A 26210-nucleotide genomic window follows, 5' to 3' on the forward strand; every position below is an offset into this window, starting at 1 on the left:
TCGTCTCAGTCCCGGCGCCCGCCGAGTACGGGACGCACCGCCGAGGCCACCGCGTCGGCGAGTACGGGAACCTCGGCCGCCGCGAGCCCGGAGACGGTGATCCGCACCGCCGGCCCGGAGTCCACCCGGAACCGGGCTCCCGCCGTCACCGCCCAGCCGGCCGTCAACAGCCGGGTCACCACGGCCGTCTCGTCGGACACCGGCACCCACACGTTCATTCCGCTGCGCCCGTGCGCCCGCACCCCCCGTTCGGCGAGCGCGGCGACCAACGCGTCCCGCCGCGACCCGTACGAGCGGGCCACCGCCGCCGGGTCGACGGCGCCGGTGGTCCACAGCTCCACCACCGCGTACTGGAGCAGCCGGCTCACCCACCCCGGGCCCAGCCCCTGCCGCCCGCGGACCCGGTCCATCGTCACCGCGTCGCCGGTCAGTACGGCCAGTCGCAGGTCAGGACCGTACGCCTTCGCGGTCGAGCGGATCAGCGCCCAGTGCCGGGTGGCGCCGCCGAGCGCGCACAGCGGGAGGTCCACGATCCCGTGACCGTGGTCGTCGTCGATGACCAGGACATCGGGGTGGGCCGCCAGCAGCCCCCGCAGGAGCTCGGCGCGCTCCGCGCCGACCACCGCGCCCGTCGGGTTCTGCGCGCGGGCCGTCACCACCAGGGCCCTGGCCCCTTCGGCGAGCGCCCGGGCCACCGCGTCCGGCAGCGGGCCGTCGTCGTCGACGGCGACCGGGAGCACCCTCAGGCCCAGCGCGGGGGCGAGGTCGAGCACGCTGCCCCAGCCCGGGTCCTCGACGGCGACCGCGTCGCCGGGCCGCAGGTGGGCGGCCAGCACCCGTTCGATGCCGTCCAGCGCGCCCGAGGTCACGGCGAGGGCTCCTGCCGGAACGCCGTCCGCCGCGAAGCCGGCCCGGGCGAGGGCGGCGAGTTCGGGGACCACGGGGTCCTGCCCGTACAGGGTCGGGGCCTGCGCGTACCTCCGGGCGGCCGCCGCGAGCGGCCCGTCCAAGGAGGGCAGCAGGGACAGGTCCGGGTTGCCCTGCGCGACGTCGCGCACCCCCTCGGGCACGCCCGTCCGCAGTGAGCTCCGCGGTGCGGTCGCGGGCCGGTGCCGCACCCGGCTGCCGCGCCGGCCGTCCGTTTCGATGACTCCGCGCTCGCGCAGCGTCCGGTACGCGGCGGCCACCGTGTTGGGGTTCACCCCCAACTCACCGGCCAGTTCCCGCATCGCCGGCAACAGCGCTCCCGGTTCCAGGGCGCCCGATCCGACGCCCGCTTCGACACTGGCCGCGATTTCCGATGCGCGACGCCCACTGATCCGATACTCTCCTAGCACAAACAACATTATGCACTAGTACAACGGAGTTCGCACCATGGCCACCACGCCCGCCGCCTACGAGCCCACCGACCGCACCGTCCCCAGCCGCTCCCGCGACCGGGCGCGCTACGACCGGGAGACCGTGTACTCGATACTCGACCAGGCCTACGTGTGCCACCTCGGCTTCGTCCGGGACGGCGCGCCGGTGGTCCTCCCGACCCTCTTCGGGCGCGTCGGCGACACGCTCTACGTCCACGGCTCCACCGGCTCCCGCCCGCTGCTGGCCGCGGGCAGGACCGACCCGGGCCTGCCGGTCTGCCTCACCGTGACCCACGTCGACGGCCTGGTGCTGGCCCGCTCGGCCTTCCACCACTCCCTCAACTACCGCTCGGTGGTCGTCCACGGCGTCGCCCGGCAGGTCACCGACGAGGCGGAGTGCCGGATGGCGCTGGACGCCCTGGTCGACCACGTCGTACCCGGCCGCTCCGCCGACTCCCGCCCCGCGAACGCCCGGGAACTCGCCGCGACGGCCGTGATCCGGCTGGACCTGGAAGAGGTCTCGGCGAAGCTGCGCACCGGCGGGCCGAACGACGACGCCGAGGACCTGGACCTGCCGTTCTGGTCGGGCGTGGTCCCGGTGGCCCCGGCGTACGGAACGCCGGTCCCGGCCGCCGACCTCGCCCCGGGCATCGCCACTCCGGACTACATCGCCGCGCTCTGAACCTCGGGGGCGGGTCGGGCCCCCTCCGGCTCGCCCACCGGCTCGTCCGCGGGCCTGCGCGCCTCGGCACCGATGAGCGCGCCGACGGCCGCGAGGAGCAGTACGGTGCCCAGCACCACGGCCCCCGTCAGCTGCTCCCCGAGCAGCACGACCGCGATCGCCGCGGCGCTCACCGGTTCGATCAGCATGATCACCGACACGGTCGCGGCGCGTACGGACGCGGCCCCCGTGAAGTAGAGCGTGTACGCCAACGCCGTCGGCACGGTGGCGACGTACAGCAGCAGCCACAGCACGCGCACCGTGTCGGCGGTGTGCGGCACCAGCCCCTCCAGCACGGCGAGCGGCAGCAGGCACACCGTGCCCACCCCGACCGACCACGCGGTGGTGACGAGCGGATCACCGCCTTCCCCGCGCCGTCCGAGCCGGCGCGCCCGCAGGGTCATCGCCGCGTAGCCGGCGGCCGAGAGCAGCGCCCAGAACACCCCGAGCGGCCGGACCTCCCCGCCGCCCGAACCCAGGACGAGCACGGCGAGCCCGGCGAGGGCGCCGCAGACGGCGGCCGTTCCGCCCCGGCCCAGCCGCTCGCCCATCCAGTACCGGCCGCCGACGGCGATCAGCACCGGCCCCGCACCCAGGGTCACGACGGTGCCGACGGCCAGGCCGGTCTCCCGCACGGCGCCGAAGTACGCGGCCTGGAACACGGTGAACATCAGGCCCGTCCCGATGAGCGAGGCGACCGAGGGCCGGTGCGTCCGGCCCCGACCACGGACGGTCGCGGGGCGGCGCAGGGCTCGGGAGCGGTGTACGGCGAGCACCCCCAGCAGTACGAGGAGCCCACCGGCGCACCGCCAGAAGGACAGGGCGAGCGGACCGAGGTCACTGGCCAGGAAGAGGAGGGAGGCGGCGGCCCCGGCGGTGCCCCAGGCGACTCCGGCGACGACGAGGTACAGCAGATCGCGCCCGGTGGCGGGCGAATGGTTCGACACGTGGTTCTCCGCGCATGCGTGAAGGATGAGGAAAGCGGGTCATCACTTCGCGGGCAGCACGAACCCGCCCCGGGCCGCCGGAGGGCGGCCGGGACGGGTGGGTCCTCAAGGGATCAGCCACCCGCGCCCGGTCCTGCGCGGGAATCCCCGCGGGCACCCGCACGACGGGCGGGCACCGCGGGGCGTCCGATCAGGACCTAGGCGGCGGGAGGCGGAAGCACGGTCGAAGGCATGGTCCGTACCCTACGGGCTCCTCCACCGACCTGACCAGGCCGCTCGCCCGGCGTCCGCGTCACACGCGGGTGTGCTCCGGGGCGAGCACGGCGGGGTCGACCGCGGCCGGCGGCGTCGGCCGGGCGGACTGGGCGATGAAGGCACCGCCCAGGACCAGCGCCCCGCCGACGATCTGCGGGAGGGACAGGTGTTCGCCGAGCAGGATCCACGCGAGGACGGTGGCGATGACGGCCTCCAGGCACGCCACCACGCCGGCCACCTGCGGGGAGAGCTTGCGCACCGAGACCACCCCGGTGACGTACGCGAACACGGTGGCGACCAGCACCACCCAGCCGAGCAGGGCGAGCGCGGGCACCGCCAGGTCGCCCAGGGCCGCGTCCCCGCCCAGTACGTGCCAGTCCATGTTCCACGGCCGGGCGATCACGGTCATCACCAGGGCACCGATGATCATTCCGTACGCGATCACGCCCATCGGGTCGGGCACGTCGTCCCCGTCGGCCCCCTGGTCCGCGAAGACGAAGTAGAAGGCCTGGCAACAGGCCGCGGCGAGACCGAGCAGCACGCCGAGCGGATCCAGGCTCAGACCCGCCCAGATCTCGACCACGCAGGCCAGGCCGACGACGGCCACCGCGGCCCCGGCGGCGGCGGCGCGGGTCACGGGCTTGCGCTGGACGAAGCGGATCCACCCGAGCAGCAGGGCGGGCCCCAGGTACTCCAGGAGCAGGGCCACGCCGACCGGGATCCGGGACAGGGAGGCGAAGTAGAACGCCTGGACACCGGCGACGGCGATGAGCCCGAAGCCGGCGAGGAGCAGCGGCTTGCGCCGGGCGAGATCACGGTGTCGCCAGGCGAGGGGGGACAGCACCAGCGCCGCCCCGGCCACCCTGAGCCACACCACGTGGAGCGGGTCCAGTCCCGCCTCGATCAGCGGCTTCGCCGCGACCCCCGAACCACCGAACGCGCACGCCGAGACGAGGGCGAGGCCCAGTCCGGCGTTCTTCCCTGACGCTTGCATCCGGCCATCATGGCAGGGCGGGTCAGCACCGTCACGCCGGTGACGCCTGTTGAGACGTAGCCGAGACCGGGGCTCCCGCGATCCTCCGGATCTGACAGGTCGTCAGTATTGAATGTTGGGGGTACCGGGACTACCTTCCGCCGCACGTACCCGACGAGAAGGGGTGGACGCATGGCTGAAGTCACCGCGGAATCACGCATCGAGGCGCCCGCCGCGCAGCTGTGGGCCCAGCTGACGGACTGGGACGCGTACGGGCAGTGGAGCATGACCCACACGAACTTCCCGAAGGGCGGCCCCGAGACCCTCGCGCTCGGCGCCACCTTCGCCGAGAACATGAAGATGATGGGCTTCCCCGCCGAGGTCCTGTGGACCGTTTCGGAACTGGAGGACGAACGCCTCTTCGCCATCACCGGCAAGGGCCCCATGGGCGTGGCCGTCCTGACCCGCTACACGCTGACCGAGGACGGGGACGCCACCACCGTCCGCATCGACGGCGAGTTCACGGGCGCGGCCGTGTCCCTGATGGCGGGCAAGCTCAAGGACTCGGCCACGGCGGCGCTGAACGAGTCGCTGCGCAAGCTGGCCGGCCTGGTCGTCTGACCCCGAACACCGGAGCCGGCCCGATCCGTACGGGTCCGGTTCGATCCATCAGGACGGCGACGTGACGGCGCGCCCCGCGAGGCTTCTCGCGGGGCGCGCCGCCGTTCCGACCGGGGGGCGGCCGCCGGACGGAGTCCGAGGGCCGCCCGGCGGCTCAGTGCTCGTCCGCCAGGATCAGGTAGAGCTTCTTGCGAGCGTCGTTGATCACGGCGAGGGCCTTTTCCCGCTGCTCGGGCGAGCCGGTCTTGAAGACCTGCCCGAAGGCTTCCATCAGGCCGACCCCGGCCGTGCGGACCTCGTGCATGGCCTCGAAGTCGAAGCCCCTCCCGGCGTCCGCCCAGGGGGCGTCCGGACCGGACGCGGCCTCGGCGCGACCTCCGTCGGTGAGGGTGAACAGCTTCTTGCCGCCCTCGCTCTCACTGACGATGAGGCCCTCGTCCTCCAGGAGCTGGAGGGTCGGGTAGACCGAGCCGGGGCTCGGCTTCCACGCCCCGCCGCTGCGCTCGCCGATCTCCTGGATCATCTCGTAGCCGTGCATCGGCCGGTCGGTGAGCAGCGCCAGGATCGAGGCGCGCACGTCGCCGCGCCTCGCCCGACCCCGCGGTCCACCGCGGCCGCCGCGCCCCCCGAAGGGGCCGCCACCGAAGGGCGGGCCGAACGGCCCGAACGCGGCGCGCCGCTCCCGGAACTCCTCCCGACGGTCGGGCCCGCAGTGGCCGTGACCCCGCCCGTGCTCATGCCCTTGTCCATGGTCGTGCTGTCCACGTGAACGCATCACTGCGCTCCTTTCGTCATCGCTTGTCATTGCGGTCGCCGTTTCCGACTCCTTCACTATCGTTGATCCATCGCGATACGTCAACGATATATCGGAAACTATCGCCGACACTCGCCCGTGAACGGAAGCGCCATGCCCTGCGTCCCCGACCGTGAACCGGTGGCCATCGAAGTCGGGTCCTTTTGATGAAACGGCCGATGAGCTGCGGCGATGCTTCAGCACGTGCCGTCAGGTCGGTGTGGGTGCGGGCGGCCCCGACCCCGAGCAGGCGCTCCGGCCACTCCCTCTTCCGGAAGCCGGACGACCGGCGTCGCTCACCTATCATTCGAAGTCGATCATCAGACGGCATGAGTAACGAGGGGGCGCGAACGTGCGGGGAGCAAGGGGCGCCGCGGGGGCCGCAGGACTCGTTCTGCTGCTCGCGGGGTGTGGCAGCGACGCTTCGGAGCCGGAGTCGGAGCTGCTCGGCAAGGACACCGGGATCCGGTACGGCGCGTCCCGGGTGCCGACGGTCAAGGACATGACCTGTGACCGCAAGCGCGGCTCGGTCCGGTACGGGCTCAATGCCCACACGGACGATTCCCTGCCCGAGCACGAGGGGGAGACCGACTCCAAGGACTACGTCTGCCACGGACCGGACCGGATCAGTCTCGCCATCGAAGGACGGACGGTGGCGGTACCGCACATCGCGGCCGAGTACGACCTCTACGGAGCCGTTCCGGACCCGCTCAGGACCGTCAAGACCGTGTACAGGCAGTCCTTGGCCGAGGACGACGAACGCACCCTGGTCGGCGACGCGGAGACGGTCACCACCAGGACCACCGCGATCACCTGCCGGCACAACGTCTGGCAGACCTTCCCCATGACCACCTGCCTGTGGGCGAACCACGGCGCGGTCGGCGCGGTCGACTTCTTCCCGCCTGCGGGCCGGCATCCCGGGATTGCGGAAGCGATCGCCCGGACCAAGGAACTCGTCGCGACCGGCCTGGTCGAATCCCCACGCTGACCTCGTGGGCCCGAGCGGGTGTCTCCTCGGGCATGCCCGCTCGGTGCCCGGACGAGATGCCGGGGTGTTCGAGCCGGGTGGGATGCTGCTGCCGCGCAGGACGCACTCCTCCACGTGAACGACCTGCCGTGGCCGCGTCGCCGCCGGGGCGCGCCACGGCCCCGGCCGCGACCAGGCCAGTCGGCGCCGATTGGCCTTTGTCCGGGTCCGGCGCACCGTCCTACCGTCGGATGCATGCGCATCCGAATCGTCGACGCCTTCACCGACCGCCCCTTCCACGGGAACCCCGCCGGAGTCCTACTCCTCGACGGCCCCTTCCCGCCGGACGCCTGGCTCCAGCGGGTCGCCGCCGAGGTGAACCTCTCCGAGACCGCCTTCGCCCGCCCCCTGCCGCCCGGCGGGGACGCCGACTGGGCGCTGCGTTGGTTCACCCCGGCCGCCGAGGTCGACATGTGCGGGCACGCCACCCTCGCGACCGCCCACGTCCTCGCCTCGAACGGCCTCGCGGAGGGCCTGATCCGCTTCGACGCGCGCTGCGGCGTCCTCACCGCCCGCGCCACCGACGACGGCTCGATCACGATGGACTTCCCCACGTCGTCGCTGACGCCGGTGGACCCGGACCCCGCGGTGGCCCGCGCGTTGGGCGCCGCGATCAAGTCGGTGCACGACACGTCCGCCCACATCGGCGACCTGGTGGTGGAGCTGGCCGACGAGCGGGCCGTGCGCGAGCTCACCCCCGACCACGCGGCCCTGCGCGCCCACTCCCGCCGCGGGGTGATCGTCACCGCGGCCGCCGAGGACCCGGCCCTCGGCTACGACTTCGTCTCGCGCGGCTTCTTCCCCGCCGTCGGCATCGACGAGGACCCGGTCACCGGGAGCGCGCACACCGCGCTCGCGCCCTTCTGGGGCGAGCGCCTGGGCCGCACCGAGATGACCGGCCTGCAGGGCGGAGCCCGTACCGGGCTGGTCCGCGTCACGCTGGCCGGCGAGCGCACCCTCCTGACCGGGCACGCCGTCACCGTCCTCGACGGCGAACTGCTCACGGCTCCCTGAAGCGCCCCCGGACCCCGGCTACGGGGTGGGCAGCCAGCCCACCTTGCCGGCGAGCAGCGCGTACCCGCCGAAGGCGACGATGTCGAGCAGCGCGTGCGCGACGACGAGCGGCCCCACCCGGCCCCAGCGACGGTAGGCCAGCACGAAGACCACGCCCATCACCATGTTGCCGATGAACCCGCCGATGCCCTGGTACAGGTGGTACGAGCCCCGCAGCACGGAGCTGGCCAGCAGCGCCGCCATCGGCGACCAGCCGAGCTGGTCGAGCCGGCGCAGCAGGTAGGCCAGCACGATGACCTCCTCCACCACGGAGTTCTGCACCGCGGAGAGGATCAGTACGGGGAACTTCCACCAGACGTCGGGCAGTGCCTCGGGCACGACCGTCAGGTTGAAGCCGGTCGCGCGGGCGGCCAGGTAGAAGGCGAGCCCGGCGCTCCCGATGCCGGCGGCCACGAGCGCCCCGCGCCCCAGGTCCTGCCAGGGCCGGGTCAGGTCGAAGCCCAGGACCCGCAGCCCGGGTGCCCCCTCGCGGGTCAGCAGGTGCGCCACCAGCAGCACGGGGACGAGCGCCGACGCGATGCCGAACAGCTGCCAGGCCAGGTCCAGCCAGGGCCGGCCGGGCGCGTACGAGCCGTTGAGCGTGGCGGCCTGGTCCTTCAGGCCGCCCGGCTTGGTGAGCGAGCCGATGAAACTGATCAGCGCGGAGACCCCGCTCGCGCCCAACGACAGCGCGAGCACGAGCAGCGTCTCGGTGCGCAGGACACCCCGACGCCGCTCGTCCTCGTCGAGCTCCACCACCACCGGCTCCGCGCGCACGCCCGACTCCCGTCCCGCCGTCCCGCTGCGAGCCATCCCGCCGCGACGTCCTGTTCCGATCACCCCATACTGCCTCCTCGGCGACGGGAGGGGATGATCGCGGCGGAATCGGGGGGTGCGGGAGCGACGGACGAGGACCGCGGGGGCCCGCCCGGAAGGACGGTCCGGTCAGCGGCCGGCCACCGTCGCGGCGTCCACCTCCCGTTCCGCGATTCCGACGGGCCAGGTGTGCACGGGGTCGCCCAGGTGCATCAGCTCGCTGTACCGGCGGGTGGTCGCGGCGAGCGCCGCGTCCCGGTCGAGCCCGCCGGCGCGGGCCCGGTGGTAGGTGTCCACCTGCCAGGTCGCCCCGTTCACCCGCCGCCGGCAACGTTCCTCGATGATCCCCAGGTAGTGGTCCCGGTCCGCGGCCTCGATCCCCCACGCGTCCAGGCCGGCCGCGGCCATCGGCAGCAGCTCGTCCAGCACCAGCCTCACCGCGGGTACGCTCACCAGCCCGCCGGCCCGCCCGCGGCGGGGCCAGCGCAGTCGGGCGTCGATCCCGTACCGGCAGGCCGCGTCGAAGTTGGCCTCCGCCTCGGCGAACGGCATCCGGGTCCACACCGGGCGAGGTTCGTCGGCGAGGGTGCGTACGAGCCCGTAGTAGAAGGCCGCGTTGGCGACGACGTCGGCGACGGTCGGCCCGGCCGGCAGCACCCGGTTCTCCACGCGCAGGTGCGGCACCCCGTCGGCGACCCCGTAGACGGGCCGGTTCCAGCGGTAGACCGTGCCGTTGTGCAGGACCAGTTCCTGAAGGTTCGGCACGCCTCCGTCGGCCAGGACCCGCAGCGGCTCCTCCTCGTCGCAGATCGGCAGCAGCGCGGGGAAGTAGCGGAGGTTCTCGGCGAACAGCTCGTACGCCGAATCCACCCACCGCTCCCCGAACCAGGTCCGCGGCCGTACGCCCTGGGCCTGGAGCTCGGGCGGCCGGGTGTCGGTGGCCTGCGTGAAGAGCGGCGGCCGGGACTCGCGCCACAGCTCTCGCCCGAACAGGAAGGGCGAGTTGGCGCCGACCGCTATCTGTACGGCGGTCACCGCCTGCGCCGCGTTCCACACGTCCGCGAACCTCGCCGGAGTCACCTGGAGGTGGAGCTGTACGGAGGTGCAGGCGGCCTCCGGCACGATCGACCCGGTGCTCCAGGTCAGCCGCTCCACACCGTCGATGTCGAGGGTGAAGTCCTCACCCCGCATCATCAGGATCTGCTCGTTCAGCAGCGAGTAGCGGTCCACCGCCGAGAGGTTGGCCGGCGCCAGGTCCGCGCGGGAGAGGGTCGGCAGGATCCCGATCATCACCACCCCCGCGTCGATCTCCGCGGCCTGCCGGTGGGCGTAGTGGAGCCCCGCGCTCAGCTCCTCCGCGAGCTGGTCGAATACCCGGCCGTCGAGCCGGTGGGGAAGTACGTTGACCTCAAGGTTGAACAATCCGAGTTCGGTCTGGAAATCGGGGCTGGCAATCCGCTCCAAGACCTGGGCATTCACCATTCGCGGCAAACCGTCGGCACCCGCGAGATTCAATTCGATCTCCAGCCCCATCATGTTCTTGGGGCGATCGAACCTCTTCTCCGCCAGAAGCCGCTCCAGTCCCTCCAGGCACTCGTGAAGCTTCCTCCGATACCGTTGCCGATCGGACAGGTCGAATCCGCCTGCCACGACCTTCTCCCCCATCGAGGCGTCCCTCCTCCAGGCCCGGCCGAGTGCACCCGGGCGCGCATGTACGGTCGATGATGCCCAAGGGCCGTGATCGATAACGCGGGTGACCGCCCCTCGGACAGCAGCGCGCGCCGGTATGGCCGGATGGGCGCTTCGGCACATTCACCTGGCAACTCGCCCTATGCAAATTCCGCGTCGACTTTGCCGGTTTCGGATAACCGATGCTTTCCAGCCGAGCCCCCTTCAGGTAGCCTCCGAGGTCAGCGCGTCAGGTCTGCGCTCAGGCGGCACGAATGGCATCGCAGCGGGACCGGTAAGCGACTTGTCGGCAATAGCAGGGACAGCTAGCCGAAACACTGCGTGAACACGTGTCGTATAAACTCCGCAATCGAGGCAGAGAGTTGGCGCGCGGTCATTGCCCCTCAGCCCCCCTCTGACCCCAGAATGCGACAGCGCCGTCCCGTTCCTTCCCCCGCACCACAGGTCTCCCAAGTGAGAGGCGACCCACCATGCCGCTGCATGTCCCTCCGGCTCCCGCGCCCGCCCTGCGCAGCGTCCTCGCGGCACTCGGTTCCCCCACCGCCGTCCACGAGGCGCACACTCCGGCCCTGCGCACGGTCCAGGGCCCGTTGACCGCCGAGCTTCCCCTTCCCGTGCACGTGATCGACCGGCTCCACACGTCCAACCTCGCTGCCGGCGGAAGGCCCCCGCGCACCCGGCTCACCGCGTGGCGGTTCCTGATCCGCAGCGGGGACCGGTTCGTCGCCGCGGCCGACACCCGCCTCACGGCGGACGGCTGGGCCTTCTCCCACTTCTTCGAGGGCCCCTACGTCACCGCCACCGAACGCGCCCTGCGCCAGGCGGAGTCGATGGCGACGGGCTACCAGCCGCGCCTACTGTCCGTACCGGAGCTGTACATGCTGACCCTGTGGCTGCACGGCGCGGTCGGCGCCGACGCGGCGGCCGGCCTGCCCGCCGCCGCCGACCTGCTGGTTCCGCTCGCCCCGGCACCTCCCGGCATCGCCGCCTTCAGGCCGCACACCGTGTCCGAACTACTGCCCGTACTGACGCACCGGCTGACCCGCCAGGCCCCTCCCGTGCCGCCTCCCGTAGCCGCTCCGGCGGCCTGACCACAGCCACCCGGACGACCCATTCGGCCTAGTCCGCTCGGGCCACTCGCGAACCATCCGAAATGACAGGGGAGTTGGCCTGAACCGCCCGCACGGGTGATGCGTCCTCAATCCATGAGGACAGCTGCCGGGAAATACCTGCGAAGCAGCCGTCCTGGGGGAAGACTGAGCCCATCCTCCCCGCAGGTGCGGGGACGACCCAGGGGGACGGCCATGAATCACGCATCGAGCCGTAGCGAACAGACCACACCGCAGCGAAAGAACGCATCCATGTGCCAGCACCAGCCTGCCTGCCCGTCATCAGAATCCGCCGACCGGGAGGCCGCGCGCCCGGTGGCCAACCACCCGGAGCAGGGCTGGAGCCTGCTGTGCAACGGCGTCCTCCTCTTCGAGGACACCGGTGAACTCCTGCCGGACGGCCAGATCATCGCGCCACACCGCCCGCTCGCGGCGGCCTGACCGGACCCGACGAAGAAGGGGCCGTTCCCGGAGCATGTGCTCCGGGAACGGCCCCTTCCGGCGCGCCGACCGTACGGTTCGGCGGGCCGTCACCGCTCGCGCGGGATCAGTTGTCGTACTCGTCCAGCGGCGGGCAGGAGCACACCAGGTTCCGGTCGCCGAAGGCGCCGTCGATCCGGCGCACCGGCGGCCAGTACTTCTCCGCGGGCGAGACACCGGCCGGGAAGACGGCCTCGTCGCGGGTGTACGGGTGGTTCCACTCGCCGCCCAGCGACGCCGCGGTGTGCGGGGAGTTGGCGAGGGGGTTGTCGTCCGCCGGCCACTCGCCGCCCGCGACCCGGTCGATCTCGCCGCGGATCGCGATCATCGCGTCGCAGAAACGGTCGATCTCCGCGAGGTCCTCGGACTCCGTCGGCTCGATCATCAGCGTGCCGGCGACCGGGAAGGACATCGTCGGCGCGTGGAAGCCGTAGTCGATCAGACGCTTGGCGATGTCGTCGACGCTCACACCCGTCGCCTTCGACAGCGGACGCAGGTCGATGATGCACTCGTGCGCGACCAGGTTGCCCGGGCCGGTGTACAGCACCGGGTAGTGCGGCTCCAGACGCTTGGCGATGTAGTTCGCGCCCAGTACCGCCACCTGGGTGGCTCGCTTGAGACCCTCACCACCCATCAGGCGTACGTACGACCAGGAGATCGGCAGGATGCCGGCCGAGCCCCACGGAGCGGCCGAGATCGGGCCGACGCCCGTCTCGGGACCGGCCGTCGGCTGGAGCGGGTGGTTCGGCAGGTACGGGGCGAGGTGCGCCCGGACGCCGACCGGGCCCACGCCGGGGCCGCCGCCGCCGTGCGGGATGCAGAAGGTCTTGTGCAGGTTCAGGTGCGAGACGTCGCCGCCGAAGTGACCCGGCTTGGCCAGGCCCACCAGGGCGTTCAGGTTGGCGCCGTCGACGTACACCTGACCACCGGCCTCGTGGACCTGGGCGCAGATGTCGGCGACGTGCTCCTCGAACACACCGTGCGTCGACGGGTAGGTGATCATCAGCACGGCGAGCTCGTCGCGGTACTGCTCGATCTTGGCGCGCAGGTCGGCCGCGTCCACCTCGCCGTCGTCCGCCGTCCTGACGACGACGACCTTCATGCCGGCCATCACGGCGCTCGCGGCGTTGGTGCCGTGCGCCGAGGACGGGATGAGGCAGATGGTGCGCTGCTCGTCGCCGTTCGCCCGGTGGTAGGCGCGGACGGCCAGCAGACCGGCGAGCTCACCCTGGGAGCCGGCGTTCGGCTGGATGGAGACCTTGTCGTAGCCGGTGACCTCGCAGAGTCGTTCCTCCAGCTCGGTGATGAGCGTGAGGTAGCCCTCCGCCTGCTCGACCGGGGCGAACGGGTGCAGCTGGCCGAACTCGGGCCAGGTCACCGGCTCCATCTCGGTGGTCGCGTTGAGCTTCATCGTGCAGGAGCCCAGCGGGATCATGCCGCGGTCCAGCGCGTAGTCCTTGTCCGAGAGCTTGCGCAGGTAGCGCAGCATCGCGGTCTCGGAGCGGTGCTGGTGGAAGACCGGGTGGGTCAGGACCTCGTCCGAGCGCAGCAGGCCCTCGGGGAGGGTCTCGGCCGTGGTCCCGTCCAGGGCCTCCAGGTCGGCGTCGACCCCGAAGGCGCCCCAGACGGCCTCGATGTCGGCGCGCAGGGTGGTCTCGTCGCAGGCGACGGAGACCAGGTCGGCGTCGACCTGGAAGAGGTTGACGCCGGCCTCACGGGCGGCGGCGACGACCTCGGCGGCCTTGCCGGGCACCCGGGCGGTGATCGTGTCGAAGTACGAGCCGTGCACGACCTCGACGCCGCCGGCCGTCAGACCCGCGGCGAGCAGCGTGGCGTACCGGTGGGTGCGGCGGGCGATCGTCCGCAGGCCGTCCGGCCCGTGGTAGACGGCGTACATGCCCGCCATGACGGCGAGCAGCACCTGCGCGGTACAGATGTTGCTGGTGGCCTTCTCACGGCGGATGTGCTGCTCACGGGTCTGCAGCGCCAGCCGGTACGCCTTGTTGCCGTCCGCGTCCACGGAGACGCCGACGAGGCGGCCCGGCAGGGAGCGGGCGTGCTTGGCCTGGACGGCCATGTAGCCGGCGTGCGGTCCGCCGAAGCCCATCGGGACGCCGAAGCGCTGGGTGGTGCCGACGGCGATGTCCGCACCCAGCTCGCCCGGCGAGGTCAGCAGGGTCAGGGCGAGCAGGTCGGCGGAGACGGTGACGACGGCACCGAGCTCGTGCGCCTGGTCGATGACCGGCTTGATCTCGCGCACGGCGCCGGAGGCGCCGGGGTACTGGAGCAGCACGCCGAAGACGCCGCGCTCGGCGATCTCGGCGGGGATGCCGTCCGACAGGTCGGCGACGACGACCTCGACGCCCGTGGGCTCGGCGCGGGTCTCGATCACCGCGATGGTCTGCGGGAGCGCGTCGGCGTCGATCAGGAAGACGCCGCCCTTGACCTTGCCGACGCGACGGGCGAGGGACATGGCCTCGGCGGCGGCGGTGCCCTCGTCCAGGAGGGAGGCGCCGGAGGTCGGCAGACCGGTCAGGTCGGCGACGACGGTCTGGAAGTTCAGCAGGGCTTCCAGGCGACCCTGCGAGATCTCCGGCTGGTAGGGCGTGTACGCCGTGTACCAGGCCGGGTTCTCCATGACGTTGCGCAGGATCACCGGCGGGGTGAAGGTGCCGTAGTAACCGAGGCCGATCATCGGGGACAGGACCTGGTTGCGGTCGGCGAGCGATCGGAGCTCGGCGAGCACCTCCGCCTCGGTCCGCGCCTCGGGCAGGTTCAGCGCGTCGGCGGTCTTGATCACATCCGGTACGGCGGCGGCGGTGAGTTCGTCCAGGGAGCCGTAGCCCACGTGGGCGAGCATCTTCGCCTGCGCCTCGGCGTCCGGGCCGATGTGGCGCTGCTCGAAGGGGATGCCTCGCTCCAGCTGGGAGAGCGGAATGCGGTTGGCGGTCATGACGGAGGCCTCCTGGTCGTATGACCTGCGAGGGGCACCACGGCGCGGGCACCCGGACGGCCTCCCCCTCTGTCATCTCAACCTGAGAGCTTCACCGGGCCACGCGGGGATCGCCCACGGGGTCCGGCTTTCACCGTCGGTGAGGAGAGGAGCCGGTACTGCGTCCCGGCACCGCCCCTGCTTTCCAGAGTGGCCTCTTCACGTGCGGTACGTATGCCTGAGAGATTCCGGGGAGGATTTGCTCCTTCGGCGCCTCCGTCCAACTCACTCAGAGGACTCTCCCGCACAGGGTCAACAGCCGTCACCCAGCCTACCAGCGAGGATCTGGAGCCTCCGTCGAGTGGCCCCGTCTGCGGTTATGCACTTTTGTAGTGATTACGGATGGAGTTGCGACCAAGTGGAGGGACCGTGCAGACCGACATCGATCCGCGCAGCCTGATCGGCCGCAAGGCATTCGACCGCAACGGCGCCAAGATCGGCACCGTGGACGAGGTCTACCTCGACGACGCCACGGGCGTACCGGAGTGGGCCGCCGTGCGGACCGGCCTCTTCGGCCGGGACGCCTTCGTCCCGCTGGAGCCCAGCGAGGTGGTGGACGACGCCCTGCGCGTGCCGTTCGAACGCTCCCTCATCAAGGACGCCCCCGATTTCGGGGTCGGCCGGCACCTCTCCCCCGAGCAGGAGCTCCAGCTCTACCACCACTACGGGCTCGACGTGGTCCTCCCCTCGGAGTTCCGGCACCAGCCGCCCCCGCCCGCCAAGAAGCGCCGTCGCGACACCGGCCGACGGACCGGAGGGAGCCAGGTGCAGTGACCCGCGCGGTCACCGCACCCGGGCGGTACCCACCAGCGGCAGCGGATCGGACGGCTGCAGTTCGGGGTCGTCCACCCGGAAGGTACGGACCCGGCCGGGTGGGGCACCGGGCTGTTCGAACCGTACGGTCACACGCCCCACACCGCTCCCCTGGACCCAGCCGGGCCCGTGGACGGCGTGCCGTACGTCACTCCCTGCCGCCCAGTGCCGCACCGCGCCGCCCTCGGAGCCGGCGGACGCCGCCACGGCCCCGCCGGCGCCACCCGCACCGCTCGCACCGTCCGAACCCGTGACTCCGCCGGCCCCTTCGGCCACGCCGTCCTCCCCGGCGTCCGCGCCCCCGGAGGGCCCGTCCGCCCCGTCCGGCGCAACGGCCCCGTGCTCCTCCGCTCCGTCCGGCTCCCCGTCCGCCTCGGCGGCGCGCACCTGGGCGAAGAGGTCCTCCTGGGTGTAGTCCGCGAGGCCCGTCACCCCGACCCCGAGCAGCCGGACGCCGCCCGTGGTGTCCACCCCCTCCAGCAGCCGCGCGGCGGCCTCCCGCACCACGGCGGGGTCGTCCGTCGGGCCCCGCAGGGTTTCGGAGCGGGTCAGCGTCGAGAAGTCGTAGCGCCGTACCTTGAGGACGATGGTGCGACCCGAGTGCCCGGAGGCCCGCAGTCGGCCCACGCACCGGTCCGCGAGCCGCTGCACCTCGTGCCGGATCCGTACCCGGTCGTGCAGGTCCACGTCGAAGGTGTCCTCCACCGATACGGACTTCGCGTCGCGCTCCGCGACCACGGGCCGGTCGTCCAGCCCCAGCGCCATCCGGTACAGCCCCGCCCCGTGCGCCTTGCCCACCATCCGCACCAGCTCGTCCTCACCGGCTTCGGCGAGCTCCCCGACGGTGGTGATCCCGGCCCGGCGCAGGTGCTCCCCGGTCGCCGGCCCCACCCCGGGCAGGGTCCGCACCGACATCGGCGCGAGCAGTTCCCGTTCGGTGCCGGGTTCGATGAGCAGCAGTCCGTCCGGCTTCGCCTCCTCGGAGGCCACCTTGGCGAGCATCTTCGACCCCGCGAGCCCCACGGAGCCGCTGAGGCCCGTCGCGGCCGTGATCTCGGCCCGCAGCCGCTCCCCCACGGCCCTGGCCCCGGCCGCGTCGAAGGCGGCGGAGCCCGCCTCCAGGTCCACGAAGGCCTCGTCCAGGCTGAGCGGCTCGACCAGCGGGGACAGCTCCCTGAGCAGCCCCATGACCAGTTCGCTGACCTCACGGTAGAGGCTGAAGCGGGGAACGAGGCAGGCCCCGTTAGGGCAGAGCCGGCGGGCCTGCGCCATCGGCATCGCCGAATGGACGCCGAACCGCCGGGCCTCGTAGGAGGCGGTGGCCACCACACCGCGCGGTCCGAGCCCCCCGACGATCACGGCCTTCCCGCGCAGGCTGGGTTTCGACGCCTGCTCCACGGAGGCGTAGAAGGCGTCCATGTCCAGGTGCAGGATGGTCGGCGCGGATCTCACAGCCCGATGCTGCCCTACGGCACTGACATCGCGGTGGCCAACGCGGCGCCGGCCGTCCCCGCGACCGGTGCGGGGCGGCGTCCGCCCCCTCGGGCCGGCCGTCCGGTACGACCGGTCAGCCGGCCCGGTTCCGGCGCGCGGCCAGCTCGTCGGTGGGGTTGTGGCCGACGAGGGTCTCGCCCGTGTCCACGCGCTCCCCGTGCAACTGCGACAGGGCGTTCTCCACGTCGCGCCGGACGACACCCACCGCGATGCCGAAGACTCCCTGCCCGCCCTGGAGCAGGCTCACCACCTGGTCCGGCGAGGTGCACTCGTACACGGTCGCGCCGTCGCTCATCAGCGTCATGCTCTCCAGGTCCTGGAATTCCCGGTCCCGCAGGTGCTGCACGGCGGTGCGGATGCTCTGCAACGCCACCCCGGTGTCCAGGAAACGCTTGACGATCTTGAGGACCACGACGTCGCGGAAGCTGTACAGCCGCTGTGTGCCGGATCCGTACGCGGGTCGGACGCTCGGCTCCACCAGCCCCGTCCGCGCCCAGTAGTCGAGCTGCCGGTACGTGATGCCCGCCGCGGCACACGCCGTGGGCCCGCGGTAGCCGACCTGCTCGGGCACCGGGGCGTCGCCCACCGGTCCGACCGGCGTGGACGCCGGCTGACGGTGCGCGGGCCCGGCCGCGCCGCCGTACAGCGGGTACGGCCCACCATCACTCCGTGCGGGGGTGCCCCCGGTCGTACCGTCGCCCGTGATCCTCACGCCGACCCTCCGTCCTTGACCTGCCCACCTTGAAGGTAGGCAGTGACCAGGGGTGCGTCAACGATCGCCACACTCGGCACGCCGAGTGATAATCACCCTGAGAGTGGTTTCCCGTACCCCGTTGCGGGGAAAGGCTACTCGAATGGGCTGGAGGTTCCCGGTGGATGACGCGGCCGCGTTTCACGGCGCGTTCCTCCGCGAGCCTCACTGTGGGCCGGTGCCGAAGTCCTCCGGTGAGATCTGGTCGAGGAACTCGCGGAACTTCTCCACCTCGTCCTCCTGTTCGTCGGGAATGGCGATTCCGGCGTCATCGAGCACACCGTCACTGCCGTAGATCGGCGTCCCCGTCCGCAGGGCCAGCGCTATCGCGTCGGAAGGCCTCGCGCTCACCTCGACCCCGCTGGCGAAGACCAGCTCCGCGTAGAAGACACCCTCCCGCAGATCCGTGATCCGGACCTCGGTGAGTTCCTCACCGACCGCTTCCAACACGTCCTTGAACAGGTCGTGCGTCAGCGGCCGGGCAGGGGCCATTCCCTGCTGGGCGAAGGCAATGGCGGTAGCCTCCCCAGGACCGATCCAGATGGGGAGGTACCGATCGCCTCCCACTTCACGTAGGAGCACGATCGGCTGGTTGGAGGGCATTTCCACCCGGACACCCACAACGTCGAGCTCGTTCACACAGCAACCCTAGGACCTGCCCGGCCGGTTTGGGTAGTCGGGGCCCCACGCCGACCAGCGCCGTCAGCGCAACCGGACGCCGAGAGCGGTCTGCACGAGGGCCTCGTGGAGCCGCACGGACAGGCCCGCGAGCTCCTTCAGCGTCGCCTCCGCGTGCGCCCTGGTCTGGGGGTTGCGGTGTCTGCGCAGCGGCGCCACGACCTGTTCCACCAGACCGGCCTCGCGGTCCGCCGACGCCTTCATGGCGCGCAGGTGGCGCGGCTCCAGGCCGAACCGGCCGAGATCGGCGATCAGACGGGCGACGGTGACCGTCTCCGCGTCGAACCCGCCGCCCGGGGCCTCACAGATGAGGCCGTACGACTCCCACTCCGCGAGCCGCTCCTCGTCCGCCTCCGCGGCGGCGATCAACTCGGCCCGGCCCACCCGCGGCACGGTCGGCCGTTCCCGGCCCACCTCGCCGTACACGGCGGACGGGCTCGCGGGATCGACGGACTCACCGTGGGCGGTCGGCCCGGGGATGCGGATCTGCTCACCCCGGTCGAGCGCGTCGAGCTGCTCCCGGATGACCTTCAGCGGCAGGTAGTGGTCCCGCTGGAGGCGCAGGATGTGCCCGAGCCGTTCCACGTCGCCGGTGCTGAACTTGCGGTATCCGGAAGGCGTGCGCCGGGGCTCGACGAGCCCCTCCGCCTCCAGGAAGCGGATCTTCGAGATCGTGACTTCGGGGAACTCGTCGCGCAACGTGGTGAGCACCGTACCGATGCTCACCAGCCGCCCGGCCTGGCCGACAGTGCCGGCGGTGCCGCTCTTGGGGGCACCGCCGGTGGGGGTACGCAGCATGGAACCTTCCCTGTGGTTCCCCCGGACCGGGTCCGGGGGAAGGGTCAGATGCCCCGCAGGCTCGCGTAGAAGACCAGCCGGTACTTGCCGATCTGCACCTCGTCGCCGTTGTGCAGGGCGACCGCGTCGATCGGCTCGCGGTTCACGTACGTGCCGTTGAGGCTGCCCACGTCGGAGACGGTGAAGCCGCCCTCCTGGCCCCTGCGGAACTCGACATGCCGCCGGGAGACGGTGACGTCGTCCAGGAAGATGTCGCTCTGCGGGTGCCGGCCCGCCGTGGTCAGCTCACCGTCGAGGAGGAAGCGGCTGCCCGAGTTGGGGCCGCGCCGGACGATCAGCAGAGCGGAACCCGGCGGCAGCGCCTCCACCGCGGCCTGGGCCTCGGGAGAGAGCGACGACGACGCGTGCGGCTGTCCCGACACCTCGGCCTCGTAGGCCTCAAGGCCCGAGATCGAGATCGTGGACGTGGTCTCCGAGGCACGCTCCGGCGTCAGGCCCGCCCGCAGCGGCGCGCCGCAGTTGGAGCAGAAGCGGCTGGCCGCATCACTGCGGTGCCCACACCTGCTGCAAACCTGCTCGGCCGACATGGACGGCTCCTCGCGCCGCGGCTGCCCCGCGGAGGCATTGGTGGCATACGGGTCGGGCGCAAACCCTCCACCCGCACTTGAGGTTGATGGTTCACCGAAACCTATGCGTCCGGAACCGGCAGGGTCAACACCCGACGCGCCCTGCGCGCCCGAATTGTCACCCTGGCCGGCCACCTCGTCGCGGAAGAGCGGCCGGTCGCCCTGCGCTTCCCCGTCTCCGTGCCCCGCGCGGTGCCGCGCGGCGCCGCTCTCCTCGCGGTTCTTCTTTCCGAACAACTTCTCAAACAACTTCACGGGCGATTCCCCTTGACCGAAACAGACCCGCCCGTGGGGCAGGACGAACTCTGCATGCACACACCTGCCGACCCGGACATTCTCACAACGTCCGTAACCACCAGACAGTTTCCACCACGCACCGCGACTTCGGTGCGTCGACCCCCCGCAGGCGTCCGCCCGCGTGAGCCGGTCCACATCACGCCCGACATCACGGCGATGACGACCGAGCGTAGTCAGGCTGCTTCGCAGCCCGCAAGGCATCCACAACGATCTTCGCCGACCGCGTGACGGCGACCGTCGCCTGCTCTTTCTCCAGCGTCTGCACCACACCACCGGGGATGTTGAGCGCCGGCTCCAGATCCTGCGGCCTGCCGATCACCTTGAACTCGTAGGGCTGTGTGATCTTCTTACCGTCGATCGCCACACCGCCGCCCTCGTCCGAGAAGAACGAGCTCGCGACGACGCGCACACCGTTGATCTGGATCGCCTCGGCCCCGGCCGCCCGCAGCTCCTGCAACGTGTCCAGGAGCTGGTCGGACTGCACGTGCCCCTGCGGATCGGTGATCCTCAGGGTGATGCCGGGTCCCTGCGCAGCCACCGTACCGGCCAGGATGCCCAGTTGGCGTTCCTTCTCCACGGTCTGCCGGCGGGCCTCCTCGGCCTGGTTGGAGCTGCTCTCCAGCTCCTTGCGCTGGTCGTCGAGCCGCTGCTTCTCGTCCTCCAGGCGCGTGGTCCGCCCGTCGAGCTCGTCGAGGATCCGAACGAGGTCCTCCTGACGGGCACCGCGCAGCGGGGCACTGGAGTCGCTGTTCGACCGTACCTGGATCGCCAGACCCAGCCCGAGGACGAACAGCAGCAGCGCGACGATCAGTTGGGCCCGGCTCACACGTGGCGGCCACAGCCCGGCCGCGAGGCGCTGCCTGCCGGTCTGTTCCTCCTCGGCGCTCCCGGGGCCCCCGGAGGGTCCCTCGGAGGGCTCTGGCACCGCCTGCGCCGCCGGTTCCTCCTTCCGGAGCCGCGCGGGCTCCCCGGGCTCCCCCAGCGGGGTGTTGTCGCTGCTCATCGGCCTCACGCCCGGAAGACGTGCCGACGGATGGCCGCGGCGTTGGAGAAGATCCGGATGCCGAGGACGACGACCACGCCCGTCGACAGCTGCGCGCCGACGCCCAGCTTGTCGCCGAGGAAGACGATCAGGGCGGCCACGACCACGTTCGACAGGAACGACACCACGAAGACCTTGTCGACGAAGATGCCGTCCAACATCGCGCGCAGGCCACCGAACACCGCGTCCAGCGCGGCCACCACCGCGATCGGCAGATACGGCTCGACGACGGCCGGCACTTCGGGCCGGACCAGCAGCCCGACCACCACTCCGGCCACCAGGCCAAGTACCGCGATCACGATGCACCCTTCTTCGGCTCTTCCGCCGTGGCTGTACGCACGGTCAGGCTCGATGCGGCCGGCACCTTCACCTCGTCCACGGCGGACAGGGTGTAGCGGATCCCGTAGCTCTCCTGCAACACACGCAGGTACTGGCCGTCCACGGAGTCCTGGAAGTTGGTGCCGAGCCGTTTCTTGTCCCCGACCGCGAGGACCTCGTACGGCGGCACCAGCGGCTTGTTGTCGACCAGTATCGCGTCACCGGCCGCCCTGATCGCCGACAGCGCCGTCAGCCGCTGTCCGTTGATCGAGACGGCCTCCGCGCCGGCCTGCCACAGTCCGTTCACGATGCGCTGCATGTCCCGGTCACGGACCCGGCCGGTATCGGAGAAACCGGCGCTCTCGCGCGGTCCGCCGCCTCCTGCCGCGGCGCCCTTGGCGTCGTCCACCACCAGCTTGACGCCGGGACCGCGGACTTCGGTCGCCCCCGACAGCAGGGCGACGAGCCGGCCCTGGTCCCCGCCGTGCTGTTGGAGCGCCGCGCCCTGCCGGTCGGCGACTTCGGTCCGCAGCCGTTCGATGTCTCGTTCCAGGCCGTCCGCCCCGGCGTCGGCACGCTCCACGCGGTCGATCAGTTCCTGCCGCTCCTTGGCCAGCACCGGCGCCGCTATGCGCGCCTGGGCGGCGCCGAGCGTGACGACCATGGCGGTGATGACGAGCCCGGCCGCGAGCGCCAGCTTCGCCTTGAGGGTCCGCGGCAGCCCTGCCGTTCCGTCGGCCCGGTTCCGGGCCGTCGCTTCCGCATAGCCCTCGTCGAGGCTGTGGTCCATCACGTGGGTCAGCAGCGACATGGAGGCGTCCGGGCGCGCGGGCGGTGTGGCCGAACTCCGGTTGTTGGGCGGCTGCGACATGCACCACATCGTCGCATGTCGCCCCCGCTCCGACCGAATGCGGTCGCACGGCGGGCCGGGACGGGCAATTGCCCGTTCCGGCCCGCTCCACTCGCGGTTACGCGACGCCGCTCAGTGCTGTCCCGCGCCCTCCACGACCTCCGCCCACTCGTCGAGGAGTGCCTGCGCGGACGCGTCGTCGGGCCCTTCGGCCCACAGGTGGGTGACCGCTTCCGCCGGGTCCGGCAGGACGAGCGCCCACCGCCCGTCGGCCTCGACCACGCGCACTCCGTCGGTGGTGTCCACCTGTCGCTCTCCGGCCACCTCGACGACCCGTCGCATGACGAGGCCCTTGACGGCCCACGGCGTCGGCACGTCCCGCTTGAGGACGTGCGCCCGCGGGATCCGGGCGTCGATCTGGCTCAGCGTGAGCTGTGTCCGCGCGACCAACCCGATGAGCTGCACGAACGCCGCCGAGCCGTCGAAGACACTGCCGAACTCGGGGATGATGAAGCCGCCCCGGCCGTCGCCGCCGAAGATGGTGCTCTCGGCGCGTCCCACCCGGGTCAGGTCGTCGGGCGAGGTCGTCGTCCATTCCACCTGAGTGCCGTGGTAGGCCGCCACCTGCTCGGCGACGCGGGTGGTGGTCACGGGCAGTGCCACCTTGCCGCTGCGCTTCTCCGCGGCGACCAGGTCGAGGAGCACGAGCAGCGCCCGGTCGTCCTCGATGATCCGTCCTCGTTCGTCGACGAGCGAGATCCGCTCGCCCACCGGGTCGAAGCGGATGCCGAACGCGGCCCGCGCCGAGGCCACGATCTCCCCGAGCCGTACCAGCCCGGCCCGCCGGGACTCGGCGGTCTCCGTCGGCCGGGACTCGTCCAGACCGGGATTGATCGTCAGCGCGTCGACCCCGAGCCTGCCCAGCAGGCTGGGGAGCACCAGACCGGCACTTCCGTTCGAAGCGTCGACGACGACCTTGAGGCCGGAGTCGGCGATCCCGGTGATGTCGACGCGCCGCAGCAGGGAGCCCGTGTACGAGTCGAAGACGCTCGACGGGAACTGCAGGTCACCGATCTCGCCCGGGAAGGCACGCCGGTATTCCTGGCGTGCGTAGACCCGGTCCAGCTTGCGCTGGCCCGCCTGTGAGAGGTCCGCCCCGCGCTCGTCCAGGAACATGATGTCCACGGAGTCCGGTACGCCGGGCGAGGTTCTGATCACGATGCCGCCGGCGGCGCCGCGGGCCGTCTGCTGCCGGGCCACCGGCAGCGGTACGTTCTCCAGGTCGCGCACGTTGATGGCACTGGCCTGCAGCGCCGAGATCACGGCCCGCTTGAGCGCTCGCGCGCCTCGGGAGTGGTCACGGGCGGTGGTGACGATCGCACCCTTCTTCAGGGTGGTGGCGTAGGCGCCCGCCAGTTTGACGACCAGCTCGGGGGTGATCTCCACGTTCAGGATCCCGGAGACGCCGCGGGCACCGAACAGGTGTGCCTGCCCGCGCGACTCCCAGATCACCGACGTGTTGACGAAGGCGCCGGCCTCGATCGTCTTGAACGGGTAGACGCGGACGTTGCCCTGGACGATGGATTCCTCGCCGACGAGGCACTCGTCACCGATGACTGCGCCGTCCTCGATGCGCGCGGCCCGCATGATGTCGGTGTTCTTGCCGATGACGCAGCCGCGCAGGTTGCTGTGGGGGCCGATGTACACGTTGTCGTGGACGACGGCCTTGTGCAGGAAGGCGCCGCTCTTGACGACGACGTTCGAGCCGATGACCGTGTGTTCCCGGATCTCGACCCCGGCTTCGACCTTGGCGTAGTCCCCGATGTAGAGGGGGCCGCGCAGGACGGCGTCGGGGCTGACCTCGGCGCCTTCGGCGATCCACACTCCGGGGGAGATCTCGAAGCCCTCCATGTCGACCTGGACCTTGCCCTCCAGCACGTCGGCCTGCGCCTTGACGTAGCTTTCGTGGGTGCCCACGTCCTCCCAGTAGCCCTCGGCCACGTAGCCGTAGATCGGCCGGCCTTCCTTCATGAGCTGGGGGAAGACGTCGCCGGACCAGTCGACGGAGACGTCGGCGTCGACGTAGTCGAAGATCTCGGGTTCCATCACGTAGATGCCGGTGTTGATGGTGTCCGAGAACACCTGGCCCCACGTGGGCTTCTCCAGGAAGCGTTCGACCTTCCCTTCCTCGTCCACGATGGTGATGCCGAATTCCAGCGGATTCGGCACCCTCGTCAGGCACACCGTGACCAGTGCGCCCTTCTCCTTGTGGAAGTTGATGAGGTCCGTGAGGTCGAAGTCGGTGAGCGCGTCGCCGGAGATGACGAGGAAGGTGTCGTCCTTCAGCGCCTCCTCGGCGTTCTTCACGCTGCCGGCGGTGCCGAGTGGCTTCTCCTCGTTGGCATAGGTGAGCTCCATTCCGAGCTCCTCGCCGTCCCCGAAGTAGTTCTTGACGAGCGACGCCAGGAACTGCACGGTGACCACGGTCTCGCTGAGCCCATGCCGCTTGAGCAACCTGAGCACGTGCTCCATGATCGGCCGGTTCGCCACCGGCAGGAGCGGCTTGGGCATGCTTGAGGTCATGGGGCGAAGCCGCGTACCTTCGCCACCGGCCATCACGACGGCCTTCATGTCGGAAGAGTCCTCCTAGAGAGATGACGGTCTGGCCGACCTCACCCGCCCCGGACGGTGACTCCGCTACTCCTCCGCGTCAGTTACCGGCGCCGAGCGAGCTCAATCGGCCGTGGCATCCGCCTTCACGAGACGACGGACTTGCACCACGTAAAGGATTCCTGCCCACCAATAGAGCGTTGTACCCCATCCCGCGAACGCCCATCCGAAAACGGACGCCATCCAGGCCAACCAGCCGGTGCCGTCACTGAGCAACAGCAGGGGGAACGCGTACATCAGGTTGAAGGTCGCGGCCTTGCCGAGGAAGTTCACCTGGGGCGGCGGATAGCCGTGCCGGCGCAGGATCCACACCATGACCAGCAGCATTGCCTCACGGGCCAGGAGCGCGGCGGTGAGCCACAGGGGCAGGATCTCGCGCCACGTCAGGCCGAACAGCGTGGTCAGGATGTAGAGGCGGTCCGCGGCCGGGTCCAACAGCCGACCCAGTTTGCTGATCTGATTCCAGCGGCGCGCGAGTTTTCCGTCGAGGTAGTCACTGATCCCGCTGAGCATGAGGACCGCGAGTGCCCACCCGTCGTGCTCGGCCAGGATCAGCCAGAGGAACAGCGGTACGCCGGCGAGGCGAGCCATGCTCAGGATGTTCGGAATGGTGAAAATTCGGTCAGTCTGGACCCGAGTCTCCTGGACCTCCACCCGGGGGCCTCCACTGTGACTGTAGAAAATGTCGAATCGATGCCCCCTGACCCTACAGGAGTCCCTGACCAGGCCCTGAACGCAGAAAAGCCCCGTACCGGTATCCCGGTACGGGGCTTTCCACAATGATTGTTCGGCGGCGTCCTACTCTCCCACAGGGTCCCCCCTGCAGTACCATCGGCGCTGAAAGGCTTAGCTTCCGGGTTCGGAATGTAACCGGGCGTTTCCCTAACGCTATGACCACCGAAACACTATGAAGTTGAACCAACCGGCATGGACACGGTTCGTTACTTCAGAACTAACACAGTGGACGCGAGCAACTGAGGACAAGCCCTCGGCCTATTAGTACCAGTCAGCTCCACCCGTTACCGGGCTTCCACATCTG

At 71.1% G+C, this 26210-nt stretch carries 24 protein-coding genes, 1 rRNA gene and 2 riboswitches; of the genes, 7 read left to right on the top strand and 18 right to left on the bottom strand.

The genetic code is table 11. The annotated features are described in order from the left end of the window. Positions 1–5: 5 nt before the first annotated feature. Positions 6–1337, bottom strand: a complete 1332-nt coding sequence (locus tag ACZ58N_RS03620) for an aminotransferase class I/II-fold pyridoxal phosphate-dependent enzyme (protein WP_471155120.1) — start codon at positions 1335–1337, stop codon at positions 6–8. 37 nt (positions 1338–1374) lie between these two features. Between ACZ58N_RS03620 and ACZ58N_RS03625 the strand changes: the two genes are divergently transcribed. Further along, positions 1375–2040: a pyridoxamine 5'-phosphate oxidase family protein gene (locus ACZ58N_RS03625; RefSeq protein WP_471155122.1), complete on the top strand. Its 666-nt coding sequence runs from the start codon at positions 1375–1377 to the stop codon at positions 2038–2040. Here ACZ58N_RS03625 and ACZ58N_RS03630 read toward each other — a convergent pair. Continuing rightward, positions 2022–3026: a DMT family transporter gene (locus ACZ58N_RS03630; RefSeq protein WP_471155125.1), complete on the bottom strand. Its 1005-nt coding sequence runs from the start codon at positions 3024–3026 to the stop codon at positions 2022–2024. The genes ACZ58N_RS03625 and ACZ58N_RS03630 overlap by 19 nt on opposite strands. A 292-nt stretch (positions 3027–3318) precedes the next feature. Beyond that, positions 3319–4275 carry an EamA family transporter gene (locus ACZ58N_RS03635; protein ID WP_471155127.1) on the bottom strand — a complete coding sequence of 319 codons (957 nt, stop codon included), beginning with the start codon at positions 4273–4275 and terminating at the stop codon, positions 3319–3321. 171 nt (positions 4276–4446) lie between these two features. Here ACZ58N_RS03635 and ACZ58N_RS03640 point away from each other — a divergent pair, with 171 nt between their 5' ends. After that, positions 4447–4875 carry a type II toxin-antitoxin system Rv0910 family toxin gene (locus ACZ58N_RS03640; protein ID WP_389704739.1) on the top strand — a complete coding sequence of 143 codons (429 nt, stop codon included), beginning with the start codon at positions 4447–4449 and terminating at the stop codon, positions 4873–4875. 154 nt (positions 4876–5029) lie between these two features. Here the strand turns inward: ACZ58N_RS03640 and ACZ58N_RS03645 are convergent, their stop codons facing one another. Further along, on the bottom strand, positions 5030–5650 hold the full coding sequence (locus ACZ58N_RS03645; RefSeq protein WP_471155130.1) for a PadR family transcriptional regulator: 621 nt from the start codon (positions 5648–5650) through the stop codon (positions 5030–5032). A 370-nt stretch (positions 5651–6020) separates the two neighbouring features. On the opposite strand from ACZ58N_RS03645, the gene ACZ58N_RS03650 reads away from it, so the two are divergent. Beyond that, the gene (locus ACZ58N_RS03650; protein ID WP_471155132.1) at positions 6021–6656 is read left to right on the top strand and encodes a hypothetical protein; all 636 of its coding nucleotides are present in this window, start codon (positions 6021–6023) and stop codon (positions 6654–6656) included. 234 nt (positions 6657–6890) lie between these two features. Then, on the top strand, positions 6891–7709 hold the full coding sequence (locus ACZ58N_RS03655; RefSeq protein ID WP_471155135.1) for a PhzF family phenazine biosynthesis protein: 819 nt from the start codon (positions 6891–6893) through the stop codon (positions 7707–7709). Between the two features lie 18 nt (positions 7710–7727). Here ACZ58N_RS03655 and ACZ58N_RS03660 read toward each other — a convergent pair whose 3' ends face one another. Both ACZ58N_RS03660 and ACZ58N_RS03665 read right to left on the bottom strand, forming a co-directional pair. Beyond that, on the bottom strand, positions 7728–8561 hold the full coding sequence (locus ACZ58N_RS03660) for a CPBP family intramembrane glutamic endopeptidase (RefSeq protein WP_471155137.1): 834 nt from the start codon (positions 8559–8561) through the stop codon (positions 7728–7730). A 132-nt stretch (positions 8562–8693) separates the two neighbouring features. Next, positions 8694–10229 (bottom strand): glutamate-cysteine ligase family protein, encoded by a 1536-nt coding sequence (locus ACZ58N_RS03665; RefSeq protein WP_471155140.1) that lies wholly within the window; start codon positions 10227–10229, stop codon positions 8694–8696. Positions 10230–10723: 494 nt separating this feature from the next. On the opposite strand from ACZ58N_RS03665, the gene ACZ58N_RS03670 reads away from it, so the two are divergent. Together ACZ58N_RS03670 and ACZ58N_RS03675 are read left to right on the top strand one after the other, a co-directional pair. Then, entirely contained in the window at positions 10724–11344 is a 621-nt protein-coding gene (locus ACZ58N_RS03670) for a hypothetical protein (protein ID WP_471155142.1), read from the top strand. Positions 11345–11614: 270 nt separating this feature from the next. Next, a complete protein-coding gene (locus ACZ58N_RS03675) occupies positions 11615–11803 on the top strand; it encodes a DUF5999 family protein (protein ID WP_007262885.1) in 189 nt (62 codons plus the stop codon). A gap of 106 nt (positions 11804–11909) precedes the next feature. On the opposite strand, the gene gcvP is transcribed toward ACZ58N_RS03675, so the two are convergent. Beyond that, complete coding sequence (gene gcvP / locus ACZ58N_RS03680; RefSeq protein ID WP_471155144.1) at positions 11910–14795, bottom strand: aminomethyl-transferring glycine dehydrogenase; 2886 nt, start codon at positions 14793–14795, stop codon at positions 11910–11912. 59 nt (positions 14796–14854) lie between these two features. Beyond that, positions 14855–14990, bottom strand: a riboswitch (glycine riboswitch). Further along, positions 14991–15089, bottom strand: a riboswitch (glycine riboswitch). A gap of 114 nt (positions 15090–15203) precedes the next feature. Here gcvP and ACZ58N_RS03685 point away from each other — a divergent pair. After that, positions 15204–15608 (top strand): PRC-barrel domain-containing protein, encoded by a 405-nt coding sequence (locus ACZ58N_RS03685; protein WP_471155145.1) that lies wholly within the window; start codon positions 15204–15206, stop codon positions 15606–15608. Positions 15609–15617: 9 nt separating this feature from the next. On the opposite strand, the gene ACZ58N_RS03690 is transcribed toward ACZ58N_RS03685, so the two are convergent. The 11 genes from ACZ58N_RS03690 to rrf form a co-directional block, all read right to left on the bottom strand. Then, entirely contained in the window at positions 15618–17099 is a 1482-nt protein-coding gene (locus tag ACZ58N_RS03690; protein ID WP_471155147.1) for a DNA polymerase IV, read from the bottom strand. Positions 17100–17214: 115 nt separating this feature from the next. Further along, positions 17215–17853 (bottom strand): MerR family transcriptional regulator, encoded by a 639-nt coding sequence (locus ACZ58N_RS03695; protein ID WP_471155149.1) that lies wholly within the window; start codon positions 17851–17853, stop codon positions 17215–17217. A 204-nt stretch (positions 17854–18057) separates the two neighbouring features. Next, positions 18058–18531, bottom strand: coding sequence for a bifunctional nuclease family protein (locus ACZ58N_RS03700; RefSeq protein WP_007262890.1), 474 nt, complete (start codon positions 18529–18531; stop codon positions 18058–18060). Between the two features lie 63 nt (positions 18532–18594). Then, the gene (gene ftsR / locus ACZ58N_RS03705) at positions 18595–19368 is read right to left on the bottom strand and encodes a transcriptional regulator FtsR (protein WP_471155151.1); all 774 of its coding nucleotides are present in this window, start codon (positions 19366–19368) and stop codon (positions 18595–18597) included. A gap of 44 nt (positions 19369–19412) precedes the next feature. Continuing rightward, positions 19413–20357: an FHA domain-containing protein gene (locus ACZ58N_RS03710; RefSeq protein WP_471155227.1), complete on the bottom strand. Its 945-nt coding sequence runs from the start codon at positions 20355–20357 to the stop codon at positions 19413–19415. 82 nt (positions 20358–20439) lie between these two features. Beyond that, positions 20440–21294 (bottom strand): DUF881 domain-containing protein, encoded by an 855-nt coding sequence (locus tag ACZ58N_RS03715; protein ID WP_471155153.1) that lies wholly within the window; start codon positions 21292–21294, stop codon positions 20440–20442. Between the two features lie 5 nt (positions 21295–21299). Beyond that, positions 21300–21632 carry a small basic family protein gene (locus tag ACZ58N_RS03720; protein ID WP_281207173.1) on the bottom strand — a complete coding sequence of 111 codons (333 nt, stop codon included), beginning with the start codon at positions 21630–21632 and terminating at the stop codon, positions 21300–21302. Next, positions 21629–22522, bottom strand: a complete 894-nt coding sequence (locus tag ACZ58N_RS03725) for a DUF881 domain-containing protein (protein WP_471155156.1) — start codon at positions 22520–22522, stop codon at positions 21629–21631. The genes ACZ58N_RS03720 and ACZ58N_RS03725 overlap by 4 nt, the downstream gene beginning before the upstream one ends. Positions 22523–22633: 111 nt before the next feature. After that, positions 22634–25132, bottom strand: coding sequence for a sugar phosphate nucleotidyltransferase (locus ACZ58N_RS03730; RefSeq protein ID WP_471155158.1), 2499 nt, complete (start codon positions 25130–25132; stop codon positions 22634–22636). 102 nt (positions 25133–25234) lie between these two features. After that, on the bottom strand, positions 25235–25825 hold the full coding sequence (locus ACZ58N_RS03735) for a CDP-alcohol phosphatidyltransferase family protein (protein WP_471155161.1): 591 nt from the start codon (positions 25823–25825) through the stop codon (positions 25235–25237). 131 nt (positions 25826–25956) lie between these two features. Beyond that, positions 25957–26073 (bottom strand): 5S ribosomal RNA (gene rrf / locus ACZ58N_RS03740). Positions 26074–26210 lie beyond the last annotated feature (137 nt).

This window comes from Streptomyces sp. NPDC040432 (assembly GCF_055595445.1).

What these genes read in the sequence shown, in the direction of transcription:
- ACZ58N_RS03640 (WP_389704739.1), top strand. Translation starts at nt 4,447, where the DNA reads ATGGCTGAAGTCACCGCGGAATCACGCATCGAGGCGCCCGCCGCGCAG.
- ACZ58N_RS03645 (WP_471155130.1), bottom strand. Translation starts at nt 5,650, where the DNA reads ATGCGTTCACGTGGACAGCACGACCATGGACAAGGGCATGAGCACGGG.
- ACZ58N_RS03660 (WP_471155137.1), bottom strand. Translation starts at nt 8,561, where the DNA reads ATGGCTCGCAGCGGGACGGCGGGACGGGAGTCGGGCGTGCGCGCGGAG.
- ACZ58N_RS03715 (WP_471155153.1), bottom strand. Translation starts at nt 21,294, where the DNA reads ATGAGCAGCGACAACACCCCGCTGGGGGAGCCCGGGGAGCCCGCGCGG.
- ACZ58N_RS03655 (WP_471155135.1), top strand. Translation starts at nt 6,891, where the DNA reads ATGCGCATCCGAATCGTCGACGCCTTCACCGACCGCCCCTTCCACGGG.
- ftsR (WP_471155151.1), bottom strand. Translation starts at nt 19,368, where the DNA reads ATGCTGCGTACCCCCACCGGCGGTGCCCCCAAGAGCGGCACCGCCGGC.
- ACZ58N_RS03730 (WP_471155158.1), bottom strand. Translation starts at nt 25,132, where the DNA reads ATGAAGGCCGTCGTGATGGCCGGTGGCGAAGGTACGCGGCTTCGCCCC.
- ACZ58N_RS03670 (WP_471155142.1), top strand. Translation starts at nt 10,724, where the DNA reads ATGCCGCTGCATGTCCCTCCGGCTCCCGCGCCCGCCCTGCGCAGCGTC.
- ACZ58N_RS03625 (WP_471155122.1), top strand. Translation starts at nt 1,375, where the DNA reads ATGGCCACCACGCCCGCCGCCTACGAGCCCACCGACCGCACCGTCCCC.
- ACZ58N_RS03665 (WP_471155140.1), bottom strand. Translation starts at nt 10,229, where the DNA reads ATGGGGGAGAAGGTCGTGGCAGGCGGATTCGACCTGTCCGATCGGCAA.
- ACZ58N_RS03635 (WP_471155127.1), bottom strand. Translation starts at nt 4,275, where the DNA reads ATGCAAGCGTCAGGGAAGAACGCCGGACTGGGCCTCGCCCTCGTCTCG.
- gcvP (WP_471155144.1), bottom strand. Translation starts at nt 14,795, where the DNA reads ATGACCGCCAACCGCATTCCGCTCTCCCAGCTGGAGCGAGGCATCCCC.
- ACZ58N_RS03675 (WP_007262885.1), top strand. Translation starts at nt 11,615, where the DNA reads ATGTGCCAGCACCAGCCTGCCTGCCCGTCATCAGAATCCGCCGACCGG.
- ACZ58N_RS03725 (WP_471155156.1), bottom strand. Translation starts at nt 22,522, where the DNA reads ATGTCGCAGCCGCCCAACAACCGGAGTTCGGCCACACCGCCCGCGCGC.